The organism is Tsukamurella sputi (assembly GCF_007858445.1).
Lineage (GTDB): Bacteria > Actinomycetota > Actinomycetes > Mycobacteriales > Mycobacteriaceae > Tsukamurella > Tsukamurella sputi.
The window spans coordinates 108609-124337 of record NZ_VIGV01000002.1 but is presented as its reverse complement, the minus strand read 5'-3'; the positions used below and the strand labels follow the sequence as shown (position 1 = coordinate 124337).

Genomic DNA, 15729 nt, shown 5'->3' with positions numbered 1-15729 from the left:
CTTCGTCGTGGAGGGGCGGCTCAGCGATCGACGCCCACGGCGTCGGAGATCGACGCGAAGCCGTCGGCGCGCAGTCGCGCCGCGAGCTGCTTGTGCACCGAGCGGGTCCAGGCGGGACCGCCGTAGATGAACTGCGTGTACACCTGCACCAGCGAGGCGCCCGCGCGGATGCGCGCGTAGACGTCGTCCACGTCCTCGATACCGCCGACGGAGATCAGCACCAGTCGGTCGCCCACGCGCGCGGAGAGCCTGCGGAGCACCTCGAGCGACCGGGCCTTGACGGGCCGTCCCGACAGGCCGCCCGCGCCGATCGCCTCGACTTCCGCGGCCGGGGTGGCCAGGCCCGCGCGGCTGATGGTCGTGTTGGTCGCGACGATGCCCGCGAGTCCCAGATCGAGGGCCAGATCCGCGACCGCGTCGACGTCCTCGTCGGCGAGGTCCGGCGCGATCTTGACCAGCACGGGCACGGTGACGGTGTCGAGCACTGCCTGCAGCACCGGCCGCAGCGACTCGGTGGCCTGCAGGTCGCGCAGGCCGGGGGTGTTCGGGGAGGAGACGTTGACCACGATGAAGTCGGCGAGCGGGCCGAGCAGCATGGCGCTGGTCCGGTAGTCCTCGGCGGCACCCTCGAGCGGGGTGACCTTGGTCTTGCCGATGTTGGCGCCGATCGGCACCGCCGTCGGGCCCGCATCACGCTTGCGGAGCTCGTTGGCGGCGGCACCCGAGCCGTAGTTGTTGAAGCCCATCCGGTTGATCAGGGCGTGATCCGCAGGGAGCCGGAAGAGGCGGGGGGAGGGGTTGCCGGGCTGGGGGTGTGCGGTGACGGTGCCGATCTCCGCGAAACCGAAGCCCAGCGCGCCCCAGCCGTTGACGGCGCGCGCGTTCTTGTCGAAGCCCGCGGCCAGCCCGACGGGGGCGGGGAATCGCACGCCGAAGACGGTCTGCTCCAGGATCGGGTCGCGGTACGCGAGGCCCCGTCGAATACCGGCGCGGACGGGCGGCACGGCGGTCGTCCCGCGGATGAGGCCGAACACCAGGTGGTGGATCCGCTCGGGTGAGACGAGGAACATCACCCGCAGAAGCGACCGGTAGATCGCCTGAGACATCGCCGACATGGTGTTCACAACCCCTTCGTGGCGTCCGGCGGCAGCATGCCGGACGTTTTCGTGCGTTTGCGGCGCAGCAACACCCGCCGTGAGCCGTCGGTGTACAGCCGCACGCGGCTCAGTTCCCACCCACCGAACTCGGCCTCGATGGTCAGCCGCATCGCCGCAGTGACCCGGGAGACCTCCCGCGGCAACCGCAGCGGCAGGAAATCGTACTCCTCGTTGCTGAAAGCACCGCTCTCCCGTGCGTCCGCGCTGATCGTCATGGCGTCTCCTACCGGGTGGCGATCGCCTGGATGCCGGCCCCCGTGGCCGACTGGACGTACAGGGTCCCGGTCTTCGCGTCCACCGCGATCGCGTTGGGCTGGCGGACGGTGGGGTACAGCTTGCGCTGCTCGGGGATCCCCTTGTTGAGCGCGTAGCCGACCACCTCGTTCGACGCGGTGCGCGTCACCCACATGAGCTTGTCGGTGGCGTCGAAGTCGACGGCCCACGGCGAGCCCGACTCCGGGTACAGGAAGCGTTCCATCAGCGGTGCGGCGGTGTAGCCGATGATCTGGTTCTTCCCGGTGTCCACGGCGAACACCCGGCCGTCGGGCGTGACGGTCGCGTTCGTGATGCCGCGTCCCACTCGCAGCCCCTTGCCCTGCTTACCGCCGGCCACGTCGACCTCGGAGACCGAGGACTGCAGCCGGTCCACGACGACCACGTCGCCGTCGTGCACGAGGATGCGGCTCGCCTCCACGGGGCCGGTGATCGTCTTGGGATCCCGGCCGGTCCGCAGCAGGACGACGTCACCGTTCGCGGTTCCCGCGACCGCCCACACCAGGTCGTCGTTGACCTTGTCGTACGGCGAGACACTGACGACATCACCCGCGACCTTCTGTGTCTCGCCGGCTTTGTCGCCGTTGATCTCGAGGACACCGCTCTTCGTCGCGACGAGGAAACCGGCACCGCGAGGTCCCTTGGCAACGACCTGATGGGGGAGGCCGTCCGTCGCGACTCTGGCGGTCTCGCGCACCCCACCGTCGACCGAGTACAGCACGACCTCGTTCCCGACGATCGCGGCGAGCCGTCGGCCGACGGGGTCGAAGGCGAGGCCCTCGCCCGCACCGGCCGGCGTCACCGAGCCGGCGGGCGGCGCCGTCGACTCCGGCGCGACGGCGGGCTGGGCCGGGGTGATGGTGGGGCGACTCTCCCGCGAGGGCGTGGTCGAACAGCCGGCCAGGGCGACGGTGGCGACGACGGCGAGGGCTGCGAGGCGGGAGGCGACGGTACGGGTCATGATCCCTCGAAACTACCGCCCCGGGCCGTGCGGCGGTCGGGCCGGTAGCCTGCCCGGGTGGACATGACGTGGTTGCAGGCGATCGTGCTCGGTGTGGTGCAGGGATTGACGGAGTTCCTCCCCGTCTCCTCCTCGGGACACTTGCGGATCGTCTCGGAGCTCTGGTTCGGCGACGATGCGGGTGCCTCGTTCACCGCGGTCACCCAGCTGGGTACCGAACTGGCGGTCCTCATCTACTTCGCGCGGGACATCTACCGCATCGTGATCGCGTGGTTCCGCGGCCTGTTCGACAAGGCGGAGCGCGGCGTCGACTACCGGATCGGCTGGTACGTGATCATCGGCACGATCCCGATCGGTGTACTCGGGTACCTGCTCAAGGACGAGATCCGCACGGCTGCCCGCAACCTCTACCTGGTGGCGACGATGCTCATCGTCTTCTCGCTGGTGATCTTCGCCGCGGAGTACGTGAGCTCCAAGGTGTACGCGAACCGGCAGCGCACGCTCGATCAGGTGACGGCCCGTGACGGCATCCTCATGGGACTCGCGCAGTGCCTCGCACTGATCCCCGGCGTCTCGCGCTCGGGCGCCACGTCGAGCGCGGGCCTGTTCCTCGGCCTCAAGCGCGAGGCGGCGGTGCGCCTGTCCTTCCTGCTGGCCATTCCGGCGGTCACGGCCTCGGGCCTGTTCAGCCTGGGCGATGTCTTCGAGAAGGGCGGCCCGGGCCTGCACGCCTCCGGCCCGCAGCTGCTGGTCGCGACGGTGATCGCCTTCGTCGTCGGCTACGCCGCGATCGCCTGGCTGCTCGACTTCGTTTCCAAGCACTCGCTGAACTGGTTCGTCGGCTACCGGATCGTCGTGGGCTTCCTGGTTCTCGGCCTGCTGTGGGGCGGGGTCATCAGCGCGACCTGAGTGCCGCCCGCGCCGCCCCGATGAGGGGATCCCGGCTGGCGCCGCGCCGGTAGGCGAGTGAGGTGTGTCGCACCACGTCGAGCGGGGTGAGGAGGACGTCCTCGGGCACGTCGACGGCGGCGAGGTCGGGGATCACGGCCACACCCTGCCCGGCCTCGACGAGGGCCAGGACCGCCGCGAAATCGTCGGTGCGGTGGCGGACGCGGGGGGTGAAGCCGGCGTTCTCGCAGGTCCGGACCGTGGCGTCGTCGCACATCGTGCCGACTGTGCCGGAGATCCAGCGCTCGCCGGTGCATTCGGCGAGCGTGCGGGGGCGGTCCCGGTGGGTCGCGAGGTGGACGGCCTCATCGAACAGGGGCTCGGTGTCGAGCCCGGGTTCGTCCCGGGCGGGCAGGCAGTCGTAGTGCTGGATCAACGCCACGTCGAGCCGCCGTGAGCGCAGTTCGTCGGGCGCGGTCGCCGGGTCGATCTCGGTGACGCGCACCCGCAGAAGCGGGTGGTCGCGCGAGAGGCGGAGCAGCGCCGGCGTCACGACGGTACGCATCGCCGAACTGAAGGCACCGATGCGCAGTTCGCCCGCGACCTCGGTACCCAGGGCGTCGAGTTCGGCCCGAGCACGTTCCAGGCGAGCGAGGACGGCGTCCGCGTGGCCGACGAGGATCCGCCCGGCCTCGGTGAGCCGGACACTGCGTCCGGTCCGCTCGAGCAGTGGTCGCCCCGCTTCGCGTTCCAGCGTCGCGAGCTGCTGAGAGACGGCCGACGGCGTGTAGTCGAGGGACTGGGCGACGGCCGCGATGGTGCCGTGCAGCGACAGTTCGCGCAGCAGTCGGAGGCGGTGCACGTCCAGCATCAGTTCACCTTACGCTCGACATCGCATTCTTGCGCTGGTCCTTCTGCTCGGGATGACGGAATCTGATCCCATGCAGCAGCTCACCGGCCTTCACGTCCCGCTCGTCACGCCCTTCGCCGCGGACGGCACCGTCGACCTCGTTTCGCTCGAACGCCTCGCCCACGACACCCTCGCCGACGGTGCCGACGGCCTCCTCGCGCTCGGCACCACGGGTGAGCCGGCGACGCTGACCGCAGCCGAAAGGGCCACCGTGATCGACCTGGTCGGCGGGGTCTGCGCCGAGCACGGCGCCGTCTTCACCGTCGGCGCGGGCAGCAACGCCACCGACGGCACGGCGGAGGCGCTGCGCGGGATCGACCCCCGCGCAGACTTCGCACTGGTGGTCGTCCCGTACTACACCCGCCCGTCGGAGGCCGGTGTCGTCGAGCACTACCGGCGGGTCGCGGCGGAGAGCCCCGTTCCGGTCATCGTCTACGACGTCCCGCAGCGCACCGGGCGCACCCTGTCGGTGGACACCCTGCTCGCCCTCGCCGCGCTCGACGGGGTGGCCGGGTTCAAGCACGCGTCCGGCGGTGTCACCGAGACGACGGTGCGCCTGCTCGCCGCGATCAACACCAGCACCCCGGGCGCGGTCTCGGTGCTGGCGGGTGACGACCCCTTCGTCGGTGCCGTCCTGGCGCTCGGCGGGCACGGCGCGATCTCCGCGTGCGCCAATGTCGCGGCGGGCGAGTTCGCCGCGCTCCTCGCCGCGTGGCGCGAGCACCGGCTCGAGGAGGCGCGCGTGATCGGTGGCGCGCTCGCCGGGTTGGCCTCGGCGCTCTTCGCCGAGCCCAACCCCACGGTGATCAAGGGCGTCCTCGCCGCGCAGGGCCGCATCGCGACGCCCGCCGTGCGGCTGCCGCTTCTCCCCGCATCCGACGGTGCCGTCGCCGCGGCCAACGCGCTCGTGCGGGCCGTGGTCGCCGCGTAGCGGTTCCGCTCTGAGCGATCAGCGGCCCGGAACGGGCACGCCGCGCGCCTAGACTCTGGAGCATGACCGTGATCCTGCTCCGCCACGGCCGCTCGACCGCGAACACCTCCGGTGTGCTCGCGGGTCGCAGCGAGGGCGTCGCCCTCGACGACGCCGGCCGCGCCCAGGCCGCCGATCTCGTCGGCCGGCTCGCCGATGTCGACCTGGTGGCCGCCGTCCGTTCCCCGCTGCTGCGGTGCGAGCAGACCCTCGCGCCGCTCGCGGCCGCCCACGGCCTGGTGCCCGAGGTGGACGAGCGGCTGGTCGAGGTCGACTACGGCACCTGGACCGGCCGCGCGATCACGGATCTGCTGCAGGAACCGCTGTGGAAGACCGTCCAGCACCAGCCCTCGGCCGCCGTCTTCCCCGACGGGGAAGGGCTCGCCGACGTGCAGGCGCGGGCCGTGGCGGCCGTGCGGGAGGCGGATCGCCGGTTCACCGACGAGTTCGGGCCCGCGGCCGTGTGGGTGGCGTGCAGTCACGGCGACGTCATCAAGGCGGTCGTCGCCGACGCTCTCGGAACACACCTCGATCAGTTCCAGCGGCTGTTCGTCGCGCCCGCGTCGGTCTCGATCGTCACGTACGGGCCCAGCCGCCCACTCGTGCAGTGCGTCAACTCGTCCGGTAGCGTCACGCTGCCGAAACGTCCAGCCAAGGAGGCCACGGTGGGAGGCGAGGCATGAGTCGCTCCGTCCACGTTTTCCGCACGCCCGACCGGTTCGTCGTGGGCACCGTCGGGCAACCCGGCGACCGCGCGTTCTACCTGCAGGCCGTGCACGAATCCCGCATCGTCTCGGTGCTGCTCGAGAAGCAGCAGGTCGAGGTCCTGGCCGAGCGGATCTCCGCCCTGCTCGACGAGGTCTCCCGCCGATTCGGCATGGAGATGCCGCCGGCGGGCACGCCCGTCACCGACCTGCAGCCGCTCGTGATGCCCGTCGACTCCGAGTTCCGGGTCGGCACGATGGGGCTCGGCTGGGACTCCGAGGAGCGGGCCGTCGTGATCGAGCTGCTCGCGATCACCGAGCAGGAGCTCGACGAATCCGTGGTGCTCGCCGACGACGCAGAAGAGGGGCCGGACGCGGTGCGGGTCTTCCTCACCCCGAAAGCGGCGCGGGAGTTCGCCAACCGCTCGGAAATGGTGCTGGGTGCGGGACGTCCGTCCTGCCCGCTGTGCGGAGATCCACTCGACCCCGACGGCCACATGTGCGTGCGGCTCAACGGCTACCGCCGCGGCGCTGCCTTCAGCTCCGAGGGCGAGTAGGTGGATCTCACGGTGGACCTCGAGACCGCCGACCTGACGATTCTCGGGAGGATCACCAGCGCATCGAACGCGACGCTGCTCTGTGAGCTGGGCGCGACGGGGGAGCGCGCGGTCTACAAGCCGGTTCGCGGCGAGGTGCCGCTGTGGGACTTCCCGGACGGGACGCTCGCCGGCCGCGAGGTGGCGTCGTACCGCGTCTCCGAGGCCCTGGGCTGGGGCCTGATCCCCGAGACCGTCCTGCGCGACGGGCCGCTCGGCGCGGGGATGGTGCAACGCTGGATCGATGAACCCGACGCCGCCGATGCCCATGACCTGGTCGACCTGTTCCCCATCGGCGCGGTCCCCGAGGGCTACCTGCAGGTGCTCACGGCCTACGTCGAGGACGACGAGGCGGCCGACGGGATCTCCGAGGTCGCACTGGCGCACGCCGACGACCCCCGCCTGCGCCGCCTGGCCGTCCTCGACGTGCTGATCAACAACGCCGACCGCAAGGGCGGCCACGTGCTCACCGGTCCCGACGGCCGCATCCGCGGCGTGGACCACGGCATCTGCCTGCACTCCGCCCCGAAGCTGCGCACCGTTCTCTGGGGCTGGGCCGGGCGTGCGATAGCCGAGGACGTGCTGGCCGACATCGAAGCCTTCCGCGCCTCCCCGCCCGACCTCGCGGGGCTCATCACCGAGCAGGAACAGGAGGCGCTCATCGCCCGAGCGGCGACCCTCGTCGAACTGGGCACGATGCCGCTCCCGACGCCGGACCGCCCGATCCCCTGGCCTCCGTTCTGACCCGTCAGCGGGGCCGGCGCAGCCTCCGTCGCCGACGGTGCGCCGCCTCCGCATGCCCGGCGTGTGCATCGCGCTTATGCCGGCAGACCGCGCCCGCCGCCGCGACCTCGTCCGGGTCGAACCCCTCGGGGACCGGACCGTCGGCCACGAGGGCCCGCACCAGGGCCTCCTGACTCTCCCGCAGGCTCATGTCCACACCCTCCTCGCGGCTTCGGTGATCGGGGCGGACCCCGCCGCCGCGGCGATCGCATCGAGTTCGTCGAAGAGCTCGCCGGCCGGCGGGTACCGCCCGTCGCGCTCGAGCATGAACGGTACGTCCGCACGCTCGCGCAGGGCCGTGACCAGGGCGAGAACGCCCGAGTTCACGGGATCGGTGTGCGTGTCGTGGTACCGGCCGCCACCCTCCGAGCCGCCCGCTACATGGCTGTACGCGATCCGGTCGACGGGCAGGCGGGCCAACTCGGCGTGCGGATCGCGGCCGCGGTTGAGGGAGTTCGCGTAGACGTTCGCCACGTCGAGGACGAGGAGCGCGTCCGTGCGATCCATGAGCTCGGTGAGGAACTCGGCCTCGGTGAACTCCTCGTCGGGCCACCGGAGGAAGGCCGCGATGTTCTCCACGGCGAAGGGAACCGTGAGCGCATCCTGCATGCGCCGGATGTTCCGCACGAGGACGTCCATCGCCTCGCGGGTCCGCGGCACCGGCAGCAGGTGTCCGGCCTCGATGCCACCGGCGCGGACGAAGGCGATGTGCTCGCTCACCAGGGGAGCGCGGAAGGCCTCGGCGCAGGACGCGAGTCGGTGCACGCGGTCGGGCTCGAGCTCGTCGACTCCGCCCAGCGAGAGCGCGACACCGTGCGGGATCAGCGGGACGCCGCGCTCGCGCAGGTCGACGAGGAGCGGGTCGGGCACGGCCCTGCCGCGGCGGATCGGGACGGATTCGGCGATCACTTCGCAGAATCCGGGCCGCAGATCCGCGATGACTCCCGCGATCTCGCGACGCCAGCCCAGGCCGAGGGGACCGAGTGCGGTCACGTGGCGGGGAACGGTGCTGGTCATGACGTTCATCCTCCGCACCCGCCGCAGCCGCCACAACCCCCGCCCCCACCGCAGCCACCCCCTCCGCCGCACGACGCCCCACCGCAGGAGCCACCCCCGTCGCCCGAGGCCTCGGCACTCCCGGCGAGCTCCACCGCACCGGCGAAGCCGTCGTCGAACTGCCACAGAGCGGCGGTGCCGAAGAGGGCCACGGACAGGCCGACCGCTCCGACGCCGTAGGTCGTCCATGCAGGCCTGCGTGACGGTGCGAGGTAGTCCAAGCGCTCACGCTCGGCCGCGAGCAGCTTCCGGCCCGCGCGGGTAGCGCGATCGACGGACCAGAGGTGAGGTGCCACGAAGATCGCCGTGATCAAGGCCGGCAGCAGGATGCCGGTGATCAGCGCGGCGCTCGCGCGTTGCTGGACGGCCAGGACCAGGCCGCTGACCGCGCCCCCGACCGCGCAGGCCGTCACGGGCGCCGCGCCGAGGCGCATGCGCCACCGGTCCGTGTCGGAGCGGAGGTAGCCGCGGGTGACGAGGCGCTCCTCGAGCGCGTCGAGTTCGCCGGCGAGGGTGACGATCAGCTCGCTCACCGTGTACGACGCGCGGCCGACGTAGTGGGTGCGCACCACCCGGGTGATCGCATCGGTGTCGAGCTGCACCGGAGCGCTGTCCGTCCGGTCCGCTGCGCGCAGCTGGGCGAGAGCTACCACCACGGGTGCCTGCCGGTTCCGCACGCACGCCAGTTCGGTGGCGGTCAGGGGCGGCTCGACGACCGCGCGCCGGCGTGGCGCCGCCACGAACCGCCAGGTCAGGGCGACGGCGATGCCGCCCAGGAGGCAGTACGCGAACCACCGGGATTCACCGGGAAACAGGTTGGCGATGATGCTCTCGAATTCATTGCGGGACAAGACATTCACCTCCTGGTACGGCCTATCGTCAAGGTGGGGTAAAGCATGGCGGCAGATCGGGTCACCCGCTAGTAGGTCGAGGCAAGAGTTTCCTGAGAGTTATTGCGCCACAAGTTCGTCCCTGGTCGATCCGGGGTTTCCGTCGATCCGCGACCCGCTCGGGGCCGGACCTCGCCGCCGGCGGCCGCCGGTACATCGGTCCGGCCCGAAATCCCCGCCCGGACGTGGACGCATAGGGTGGGGGTATGCGTTCCTGGCCGACTCCCACCGTCCCCAGCGTGCCCGGGCCGTCGGTCCCGCTGCGCCTCTACGACACCTCCGACGCGGTCGTGCGCCCCGTGAACCCCGGCGCGGTGGCCGGCATGTACGTCTGCGGCATCACCCCGTACGACGCGACACACCTCGGTCACGCAGCCACCTACCTCGCGTTCGACCTGGTCAATCGCGTGCTGCGGGACAACGGCCACGACGTGCACTACGTGCAGAACGTCACCGACGTCGACGATCCGCTGTTCGAGCGGGCCGAGCGGGACGGCATCGACTGGCGCGATCTCGGCGCCCGCGAGACCGATCTGTTCCGCGAGGACATGGAGGCTCTGCGCGTGATCCCGCCGCGCGACTACATCGGCGCGGTGGAATCGGTCGACGAGGTCGTCGAGTACGTCGGGAAGCTGCTGGACAACGGATCCGCGTACATCGTCGACGATCCCGAGTTCCCGGACGTTTACTACCGGTCCGACGCCACCGAGCAGTTCGGCTACGAATCGGGCTACGACCGCGCGACGATGGAGAAGTTCTTCGCCGAGCGCGGCGGTGACCCGGGCCGTCCCGGTAAGCGGGATCCGATCGACCCGCTGATCTGGCGCGCGGTGCGCCCCGGCGAGCCCTCGTGGCCCTCGCCGCAGGGGCCGGGCCGCCCGGGCTGGCACATCGAATGCGCCGCCATCGCCGCGAACCGCCTGGGCGCGAGCTTCGACATCCAGGGCGGCGGCAGCGACCTGATCTTCCCGCACCACGAGTACTCCGCCGCGCACGTCGAGGCCGCCACGGGCGAGCGCCGCTTCGCCCGGCACTACGTGCACGCGGCCATGATCGGCCTCGACGGCGAGAAGATGTCGAAGAGCCGCGGCAACCTCGTCTTCGTCTCGAAGCTCCGCCGCTCGGGCGTCGACCCGGCCGCGATCCGCCTCGGACTGTTCGAGGGGCACTACCGGCAGGACCGGCCGTGGTCGGACGAAGTGCTGCAGCGGGCGCTGGCGCGCCTGGACCTGTGGCGCCGTGCCTTCGCGGCCCCGTCGGCCCCGGACGGCGCGGAACTGATCGCGCGGGTGCGCCGGTACCTCGCGGACGATCTGGACACGCCGCACGCCCTCACAGCCATCGACGCCTGGGCCGAGAAGGCCGTCACCGCGGGCGGTCCCGACACCGGCGCTCCCGCCGCCGTGGCCACCGCCGTCGACGCGCTGCTCGGCGTACCTGCCGCGTCCTGACACCGCGACACGCTATATTGCGCCTGTGAGGACCGTCAGCGAGCTGGCCCCGGATCTGACCGAGGGCGTGTGGACCGTGCAGACCCGCACGTCCACGTACGTGGTGGATCTGGGGGAGATGACCCTGATGCGCGCACCGGGTATCGGCGGTGACGCCGAGGACGAGCAGTGGAGCATCAGCGCGCTGCGCCGCGATTCCGAGGACATCCCGCTGCTCGGCATCAAGAGCTGCCGTGTGGGGGAGTCGGCCCAGTTCTGGGTGCGCGCCGCCGACGACCCGGACGTGCGCACCTGGCGCATCACCACGCCCGTGGTCTCCATCGAGCGGATCGGCTGACCGCAACCGCGTCGACGCCTGCGCACGGCACTTCCGGCTACGGGCCGGTGCCCGGGTCCCGCCGCCGCAGGTACTTCTCGAACTCCTCCGCGATCGCGTCGGCATCGATGTGCTGTTCCACGTCCACCGCCTCGGCGTCACCGCGCTCCTCGAGCCCGCGCACGTAGTCGGCCACGTCCTCGTCGTCCTCGGTCATCTCCGTGACCGAGGCCTCCCAGGCCTCCGCCCGGGTGGGCAGGTCGCCCAGCGGGACAGCGAGATCCAATGCCTGCTCGACGCGCTGCAGCAGGGCCACGGTGGCCTTCGGGTTCGGCGGCTGGGAGACGTAGTGCGGGACCGCGGCCCAGAACGAGACGGCGGGGAAGCCGGCGCGCACGCATGCGTCCTGCAGCACGCCCGTGATGCCGGTCGGTCCCTCGTAGCGGTTCTGCTCCAGCCCGAAGCGCTTCGCGGACTCGGCGTCGTACCCCGCGCCCGAGACCTGCACGGGGCGGGTGTGCGGCGTGTCCGCGAGCAGGGAGCCCAGTATCACCACGCTGTCGATGTGCAGCTCTCCGAAGATCGCCAGGAGCTGGTCGCAGAAGGCGCGCCACCGGAAGTTCGGTTCCGTGCCGCGGAGCAGCACCACGTCCCGGTCGGCCTTGGGCGGCCGGCACACCGAGAGGGTGGTCGAGGGCCATTCCACGGCACGCGTCACCCCGTCGATCTGCTTGATGATCGGGCGGTTGACCTGGAAGTCGTAGAAGTCGTCGGAATCGACCTCGGTGATGAGCTTCGCGTCCCAGGTCAGTTCGAGGTGCTCGACGGCGCCGGACGCCGCGTCACCCGCGTCGTTCCAGCCCTCGAACGCCGCGATGAGAACGGGGCGGTCGAGCTTCGGCAAGGGCGTCACTTCGATCAGGGTACGCGCCGGGCGTGACGAGGCGATTTGCCGTCACCGACTACCCTTGACCCATGACCCGTACGCATCAGCAGCCGCTGCAGTCGAGTTTCCTGGAGGCGGCGTCACGCCGTGTACTCATAGGCGACGGTGCGATGGGCACGATGTTGCAGGCAGCCGACCTGACCCTGGACGATTTCCTGGGGCTGGAGGGCTGCAACGAGATCCTCAACGACACCCGTCCGGACGTGCTGGAGGAGATCCATCGCGCGTACTTCGCGGCCGGTGCGGACGCCGTCGAGACCAACACCTTCGGTTGCAATCTGAGCAACCTGGGTGACTACGACATCGCGGACCGGATCCGGGAGCTGTCGGAGAAGGGCGTGGCGATCGCCCGGAAGGTCGCGGACGAGTTCGCGGCCGACGGGACGCCGCGGTTCGTCCTGGGCTCGATCGGACCGGGCACCAAGCTGCCGACGCTGGGCCACACCTCGTTCGCCGTGATCCGGGACGCCTACGCCGAGGCGGCGCGGGGCATGCTCGACGGTGGCGCGGACGCCTTCCTCATCGAGACCTGCCAGGACATCCTGCAGTCGAAGGCCGCAGTGCTGGGCTGCCACCTCGCGATGGAGGAACTGGACCGCCGGATTCCGATCATCGTGCACGTGACCGTCGAGACCACCGGGACGATGCTGCTGGGTTCGGAGATCGGTGCGGCTCTGACGGCGTTGGAGCCGCTGGGCATCGACATGATCGGCTTGAACTGCGCGACCGGTCCCGCCGAGATGAGCGAGCACCTGCGGCACCTGTCCCGGCACGCGAGCATCCCCGTCTCGGTCATGCCGAACGCCGGCCTGCCCGTCCTCGGGAAGAACGGTGCGGAGTACCCGCTGACGCCGGAGGAGCTCGCGGAGGCCCTGTCCGGGTTCGTCACCGAATTCGGCCTGAGCTTCGTCGGCGGCTGCTGCGGTACCACCCCGGAGCACATCCGCCAGGTGGCCGAGGCGGTCCGGGCCACCGAGCAGGCGCGACGCGCGCCCGAGACCGAAAGCGCGATCAGCTCGCTCTACACCTCGGTGCCGTTCGCGCAGGACAGCTCGATCCTGATGATCGCCGAACGCACGAACTCGAACGGCTCCAAGGCCTTCCGAGAGGCGATGCTGGCGGGGGACCACGACAAGTGCGTGGACATCGCCAAGGATCAGATCCGCGACGGCGCCCACATGCTCGACCTCAACGTCGACTACGTGGGGCGCGACGGCGCGGTGGACATGGCCGCGCTCGCCGCCCGCCTGGCGACGGCGTCGACGCTGCCGATCATGATCGACTCGACGGAGCCCGCGGTCATCCAGGCCGGACTCGAGCACCTGGGCGGCCGGTGCGCCGTGAACTCGGTGAACTACGAGGACGGCGACGGCCCGGAGTCGCGGTTCACCAAGATCATGGAGCAGGTCAAGGCGCACGGCGCCGCCGTGGTCGCGCTGACGATCGACGAGGAGGGCCAGGCCCGCACCGCCGAGTGGAAGGTGCGGATCGCCGAGCGCCTGATCGCCGACCTCACCGGGAACTGGGGCCTGGCGCTCGACGACATCATCATCGATCCGCTGGTCTTCCCGATCTCGACGGGCCAGGAGGAGGTCCGACGGGACGCCCTCGAGACCATCGAGGCCGTGCGCATCCTGCACGAGAAGTACCCCGAGCTGCACTTCACCGTCGGCCTCTCGAACGTGAGCTTCGGCCTGAACCCGGCCGCCCGGCAGGTGCTGAACTCGGTGTTCCTGCACGAGCTGACCGAGGCGGGCCTGGACTCGGCGATCCTGCACGCCTCGAAGATCCTGCCGATGAGCAAGATCGAGGACGTCCAGCGCGAGACCGCCCTGGATCTGGTCTACGACCGTCGCGGTGTCGAGGGGCTGCAGTCGCAGGGCGATCCGGATTACAACCCGCTGTCGAAGCTCATGGAGCTGTTCGAGGGCGTCTCCGCCGCGGGAGCGCGCGAATCGCGGGCGCAGGAGCTGGCGAAGCTGCCGCTGTTCGAGCGGCTGGAGCGGCGCATCGTCGACGGGGAGCGCGAGGGCCTCGACGCCGACCTCGACGCGGCGCTGCAGGAGAAGCCGGCGCTGGCGATCATCAACGACACCCTGCTGTCCGGCATGAAGACGGTCGGTGAGCTGTTCGGCTCCGGCCAGATGCAGCTGCCCTTCGTGCTGCAGTCCGCCGAGGTGATGAAGGCGGCCGTCGCGTACCTCGAGCCGCACATGGAGAAGTCCGAGGACGATGCCGGCAAGGGCCGGATCGTCCTCGCCACCGTCAAGGGCGACGTCCACGACATCGGCAAGAACCTCGTCGACATCATCCTGAGCAACAACGGCTACGAGGTGGTCAACATCGGCATCAAGCAGCCGATCGCCGCCATCGTCGAGGCCGCCGAGGACAAGCACGCCGACGTGATCGGCATGTCCGGGCTGCTGGTGAAGTCCACCGTGGTGATGAAGGAGAACCTCCAGGAGCTGAACACCCGCGGCCTGGGGGAGAAGTACCCGGTGCTGCTCGGCGGTGCGGCCCTGACCCGCGCCTACGTCGAGACCGACCTGGCCGAGGTCTACGACGGCGAGGTCAGCTACGCCCGCGACGCCTTCGAGGGCCTGCGGCTCATGGACGACATCATGGCCCTCAAGCGCGGTGAGGGTCCGGCCCCGGACAGCCCCGAGGCGATCGCCGCCGCGGAGAAGGCCCGCGAGCGCAAGGAACGGCACGCCCGCAGCAAGCGGATCGCCGAGAAGCGCAAGGCCGAGGCCGCGCCCGTCGTCGTGCCCGAGCGTTCCGACGTGGCGCTCGACTTCGAGGTCGCCACCCCGCCGTTCTGGGGCACCCGCGTGGTCAAGGGCATCGCGATCAGCGAGTACGCCTCCCTGCTCGACGAGCGCGCGCTGTTCTTCGGCCAGTGGGGCCTGCGCGGCGCCCGCAAGGGCGAGGGCCCGTCGTACGAGGAACTGGTGGAGACCGAGGGCCGGCCCCGGCTGCGGTACTGGCTCGACAAGCTCAAGTCGGAGAAGATCCTCGATCACGCCGCGGTGGTCTACGGCTACTTCCCGGCGGTCAGCCACGGCAACACGATCGACGTCCTCGAGTCCCCGGAACCCGATGCGCCGGTGCGGTACTCCTTCGAGTTCCCGCGGCAGCAACGCGGCCGGTTCCTCGCCATCTCGGACTTCATCCGCGACCGCGAGACCGCACGCGCCCGGGGCGAGGTCGACGTGCTGCCCTTCCAGCTGGTCACCATGGGACAGCCCATCGCCGACGCCGCAAACGAGCTGTTCGCGGCCAACAGCTACCGCGAGTACCTCGAGCTGCACGGCATCGGCGTGCAGCTCACCGAGGCGCTCGCCGAGCGCTGGCACCAGCGGGTCCGGCAGGAGCTGATCCTCCCGGGCGGCCGGAAGGTGGCGGACACGGATCCGTCGGCGGTCACCGACTTCTTCGACCTCAAGTACCTCGGTGCGCGCTACAGCTTCGGCTACGGCGCCTGCCCGGACCTCGAGGACCGCGCGAAGATGGTCGATCTGCTGCGGCCCGAGCGGATCGGCGTCGAGCTGTCCGAGGAACTGCAGCTGCACCCCGAGCAGTCCACCGACGCCTTCGTCCTCACCCACCCCGAGGCGAAGTACTTCAACACCTAGGTCCGCGGTATGGACGACTACAGGCTGCATCTGCAGGCCGGAGAGGCGGGCGACGAGGGCGCGTGGTTCTGGCGCCTCGACGACGCCGCCGGCCTGCAGATCGCAGCGTCCTGGGCCGAGTCTCTCGACGGTGCGCTCGACGCGGTGAAGGGCGTCGTCGCAGCGTTGGAGTTGGACCGGTAGATCGGGCTTG

At 70.7% G+C, this 15729-nt stretch carries 17 protein-coding genes; 9 read left to right on the top strand and 8 right to left on the bottom strand.

From position 1 onward, the window contains the following. Positions 1-20 precede the first annotated feature (20 nt). Genes FK268_RS05850 through FK268_RS05840 form a run of 3 tightly spaced genes read right to left on the bottom strand, consistent with a single transcriptional unit; the run spans position 21 to position 2391 of the window. Positions 21-1094, bottom strand: a complete 1074-nt coding sequence (locus FK268_RS05850) for a quinone-dependent dihydroorotate dehydrogenase (protein WP_146433382.1) — start codon at positions 1092-1094, stop codon at positions 21-23. A gap of 26 nt (positions 1095-1120) precedes the next feature. Continuing rightward, the gene (locus FK268_RS05845) at positions 1121-1372 is read right to left on the bottom strand and encodes a DUF5703 family protein (protein ID WP_146432163.1); all 252 of its coding nucleotides are present in this window, start codon (positions 1370-1372) and stop codon (positions 1121-1123) included. Positions 1373-1380: 8 nt separating this feature from the next. Further along, complete coding sequence (locus FK268_RS05840; protein WP_146432161.1) at positions 1381-2391, bottom strand: YncE family protein; 1011 nt, start codon at positions 2389-2391, stop codon at positions 1381-1383. Between the two features lie 63 nt (positions 2392-2454). Between FK268_RS05840 and FK268_RS05835 the strand changes: the two genes are divergently transcribed. After that, the gene (locus FK268_RS05835; protein WP_146433380.1) at positions 2455-3300 is read left to right on the top strand and encodes an undecaprenyl-diphosphate phosphatase; all 846 of its coding nucleotides are present in this window, start codon (positions 2455-2457) and stop codon (positions 3298-3300) included. On the opposite strand, the gene FK268_RS05830 is transcribed toward FK268_RS05835, so the two are convergent. Next, complete coding sequence (locus tag FK268_RS05830) at positions 3287-4150, bottom strand: LysR family transcriptional regulator (RefSeq protein WP_146432159.1); 864 nt, start codon at positions 4148-4150, stop codon at positions 3287-3289. The genes FK268_RS05835 and FK268_RS05830 overlap by 14 nt on opposite strands. Positions 4151-4220: 70 nt before the next feature. Between FK268_RS05830 and dapA the strand changes: the two genes are divergently transcribed. The 4 genes from dapA (at position 4221) to FK268_RS05810 (ending at position 7203) form a co-directional block, all read left to right on the top strand. Further along, the gene (gene dapA, locus FK268_RS05825; protein WP_205124455.1) at positions 4221-5120 is read left to right on the top strand and encodes a 4-hydroxy-tetrahydrodipicolinate synthase; all 900 of its coding nucleotides are present in this window, start codon (positions 4221-4223) and stop codon (positions 5118-5120) included. Between the two features lie 62 nt (positions 5121-5182). Then, entirely contained in the window at positions 5183-5842 is a 660-nt protein-coding gene (locus FK268_RS05820; RefSeq protein WP_146432155.1) for an MSMEG_4193 family putative phosphomutase, read from the top strand. Next, on the top strand, positions 5839-6420 hold the full coding sequence (locus FK268_RS05815) for a DUF3090 domain-containing protein (protein ID WP_146432147.1): 582 nt from the start codon (positions 5839-5841) through the stop codon (positions 6418-6420). The genes FK268_RS05820 and FK268_RS05815 overlap by 4 nt, the downstream gene beginning before the upstream one ends. Further along, positions 6421-7203, top strand: a complete 783-nt coding sequence (locus FK268_RS05810) for an SCO1664 family protein (RefSeq protein WP_231706951.1) — start codon at positions 6421-6423, stop codon at positions 7201-7203. A gap of 4 nt (positions 7204-7207) precedes the next feature. Here FK268_RS05810 and FK268_RS05805 read toward each other — a convergent pair whose 3' ends face one another. From FK268_RS05805 to FK268_RS24800, 3 genes are read right to left on the bottom strand one after another with little or no spacing between them, the layout of a single operon-like run. Then, the gene (locus FK268_RS05805) at positions 7208-7393 is read right to left on the bottom strand and encodes an SCO6045 C-terminal-like domain-containing protein (protein WP_146432145.1); all 186 of its coding nucleotides are present in this window, start codon (positions 7391-7393) and stop codon (positions 7208-7210) included. Then, entirely contained in the window at positions 7390-8259 is an 870-nt protein-coding gene (locus tag FK268_RS05800) for an MbnB/TglH/ChrH family RiPP precursor modification enzyme (protein ID WP_205124454.1), read from the bottom strand. The genes FK268_RS05805 and FK268_RS05800 overlap by 4 nt, the downstream gene beginning before the upstream one ends. A gap of 5 nt (positions 8260-8264) precedes the next feature. Then, the gene (locus tag FK268_RS24800) at positions 8265-9149 is read right to left on the bottom strand and encodes a TIGR04222 domain-containing membrane protein (RefSeq protein WP_146432141.1); all 885 of its coding nucleotides are present in this window, start codon (positions 9147-9149) and stop codon (positions 8265-8267) included. Between the two features lie 245 nt (positions 9150-9394). Between FK268_RS24800 and mshC the strand changes: the two genes are divergently transcribed. Beyond that, positions 9395-10639: a cysteine--1-D-myo-inosityl 2-amino-2-deoxy-alpha-D-glucopyranoside ligase gene (gene mshC / locus FK268_RS05790; RefSeq protein ID WP_146432139.1), complete on the top strand. Its 1245-nt coding sequence runs from the start codon at positions 9395-9397 to the stop codon at positions 10637-10639. Between the two features lie 25 nt (positions 10640-10664). After that, on the top strand, positions 10665-10976 hold the full coding sequence (locus tag FK268_RS05785) for a hypothetical protein (RefSeq protein ID WP_146432137.1): 312 nt from the start codon (positions 10665-10667) through the stop codon (positions 10974-10976). 37 nt (positions 10977-11013) lie between these two features. On the opposite strand, the gene FK268_RS05780 is transcribed toward FK268_RS05785, so the two are convergent. Beyond that, positions 11014-11877 (bottom strand): PAC2 family protein, encoded by an 864-nt coding sequence (locus FK268_RS05780; RefSeq protein ID WP_438695976.1) that lies wholly within the window; start codon positions 11875-11877, stop codon positions 11014-11016. A gap of 53 nt (positions 11878-11930) precedes the next feature. On the opposite strand from FK268_RS05780, the gene metH reads away from it, so the two are divergent. Together metH and FK268_RS24140 are read left to right on the top strand one after the other, a co-directional pair. After that, complete coding sequence (gene metH, locus FK268_RS05775; protein ID WP_146432132.1) at positions 11931-15536, top strand: methionine synthase; 3606 nt, start codon at positions 11931-11933, stop codon at positions 15534-15536. A gap of 9 nt (positions 15537-15545) precedes the next feature. Beyond that, positions 15546-15719: a hypothetical protein gene (locus tag FK268_RS24140; protein WP_158636053.1), complete on the top strand. Its 174-nt coding sequence runs from the start codon at positions 15546-15548 to the stop codon at positions 15717-15719. Positions 15720-15729 lie beyond the last annotated feature (10 nt).

Excerpts from the sequence above, each read along its gene's own strand:
- FK268_RS05845 (WP_146432163.1), bottom strand. The coding sequence starts at position 1,372 with ATGACGATCAGCGCGGACGCACGGGAGAGCGGTGCTTTCAGCAACGAG.
- FK268_RS05840 (WP_146432161.1), bottom strand. The coding sequence starts at position 2,391 with ATGACCCGTACCGTCGCCTCCCGCCTCGCAGCCCTCGCCGTCGTCGCC.
- FK268_RS05835 (WP_146433380.1), top strand. The coding sequence starts at position 2,455 with ATGACGTGGTTGCAGGCGATCGTGCTCGGTGTGGTGCAGGGATTGACG.
- FK268_RS05830 (WP_146432159.1), bottom strand. The coding sequence starts at position 4,150 with ATGCTGGACGTGCACCGCCTCCGACTGCTGCGCGAACTGTCGCTGCAC.
- dapA (WP_205124455.1), top strand. The coding sequence starts at position 4,221 with ATGCAGCAGCTCACCGGCCTTCACGTCCCGCTCGTCACGCCCTTCGCC.
- FK268_RS05820 (WP_146432155.1), top strand. The coding sequence starts at position 5,183 with ATGACCGTGATCCTGCTCCGCCACGGCCGCTCGACCGCGAACACCTCC.
- FK268_RS05815 (WP_146432147.1), top strand. The coding sequence starts at position 5,839 with ATGAGTCGCTCCGTCCACGTTTTCCGCACGCCCGACCGGTTCGTCGTG.
- FK268_RS05805 (WP_146432145.1), bottom strand. The coding sequence starts at position 7,393 with ATGAGCCTGCGGGAGAGTCAGGAGGCCCTGGTGCGGGCCCTCGTGGCC.
- FK268_RS05800 (WP_205124454.1), bottom strand. The coding sequence starts at position 8,259 with ATGACCAGCACCGTTCCCCGCCACGTGACCGCACTCGGTCCCCTCGGC.
- mshC (WP_146432139.1), top strand. The coding sequence starts at position 9,395 with ATGCGTTCCTGGCCGACTCCCACCGTCCCCAGCGTGCCCGGGCCGTCG.
- metH (WP_146432132.1), top strand. The coding sequence starts at position 11,931 with ATGACCCGTACGCATCAGCAGCCGCTGCAGTCGAGTTTCCTGGAGGCG.
- FK268_RS24140 (WP_158636053.1), top strand. The coding sequence starts at position 15,546 with ATGGACGACTACAGGCTGCATCTGCAGGCCGGAGAGGCGGGCGACGAG.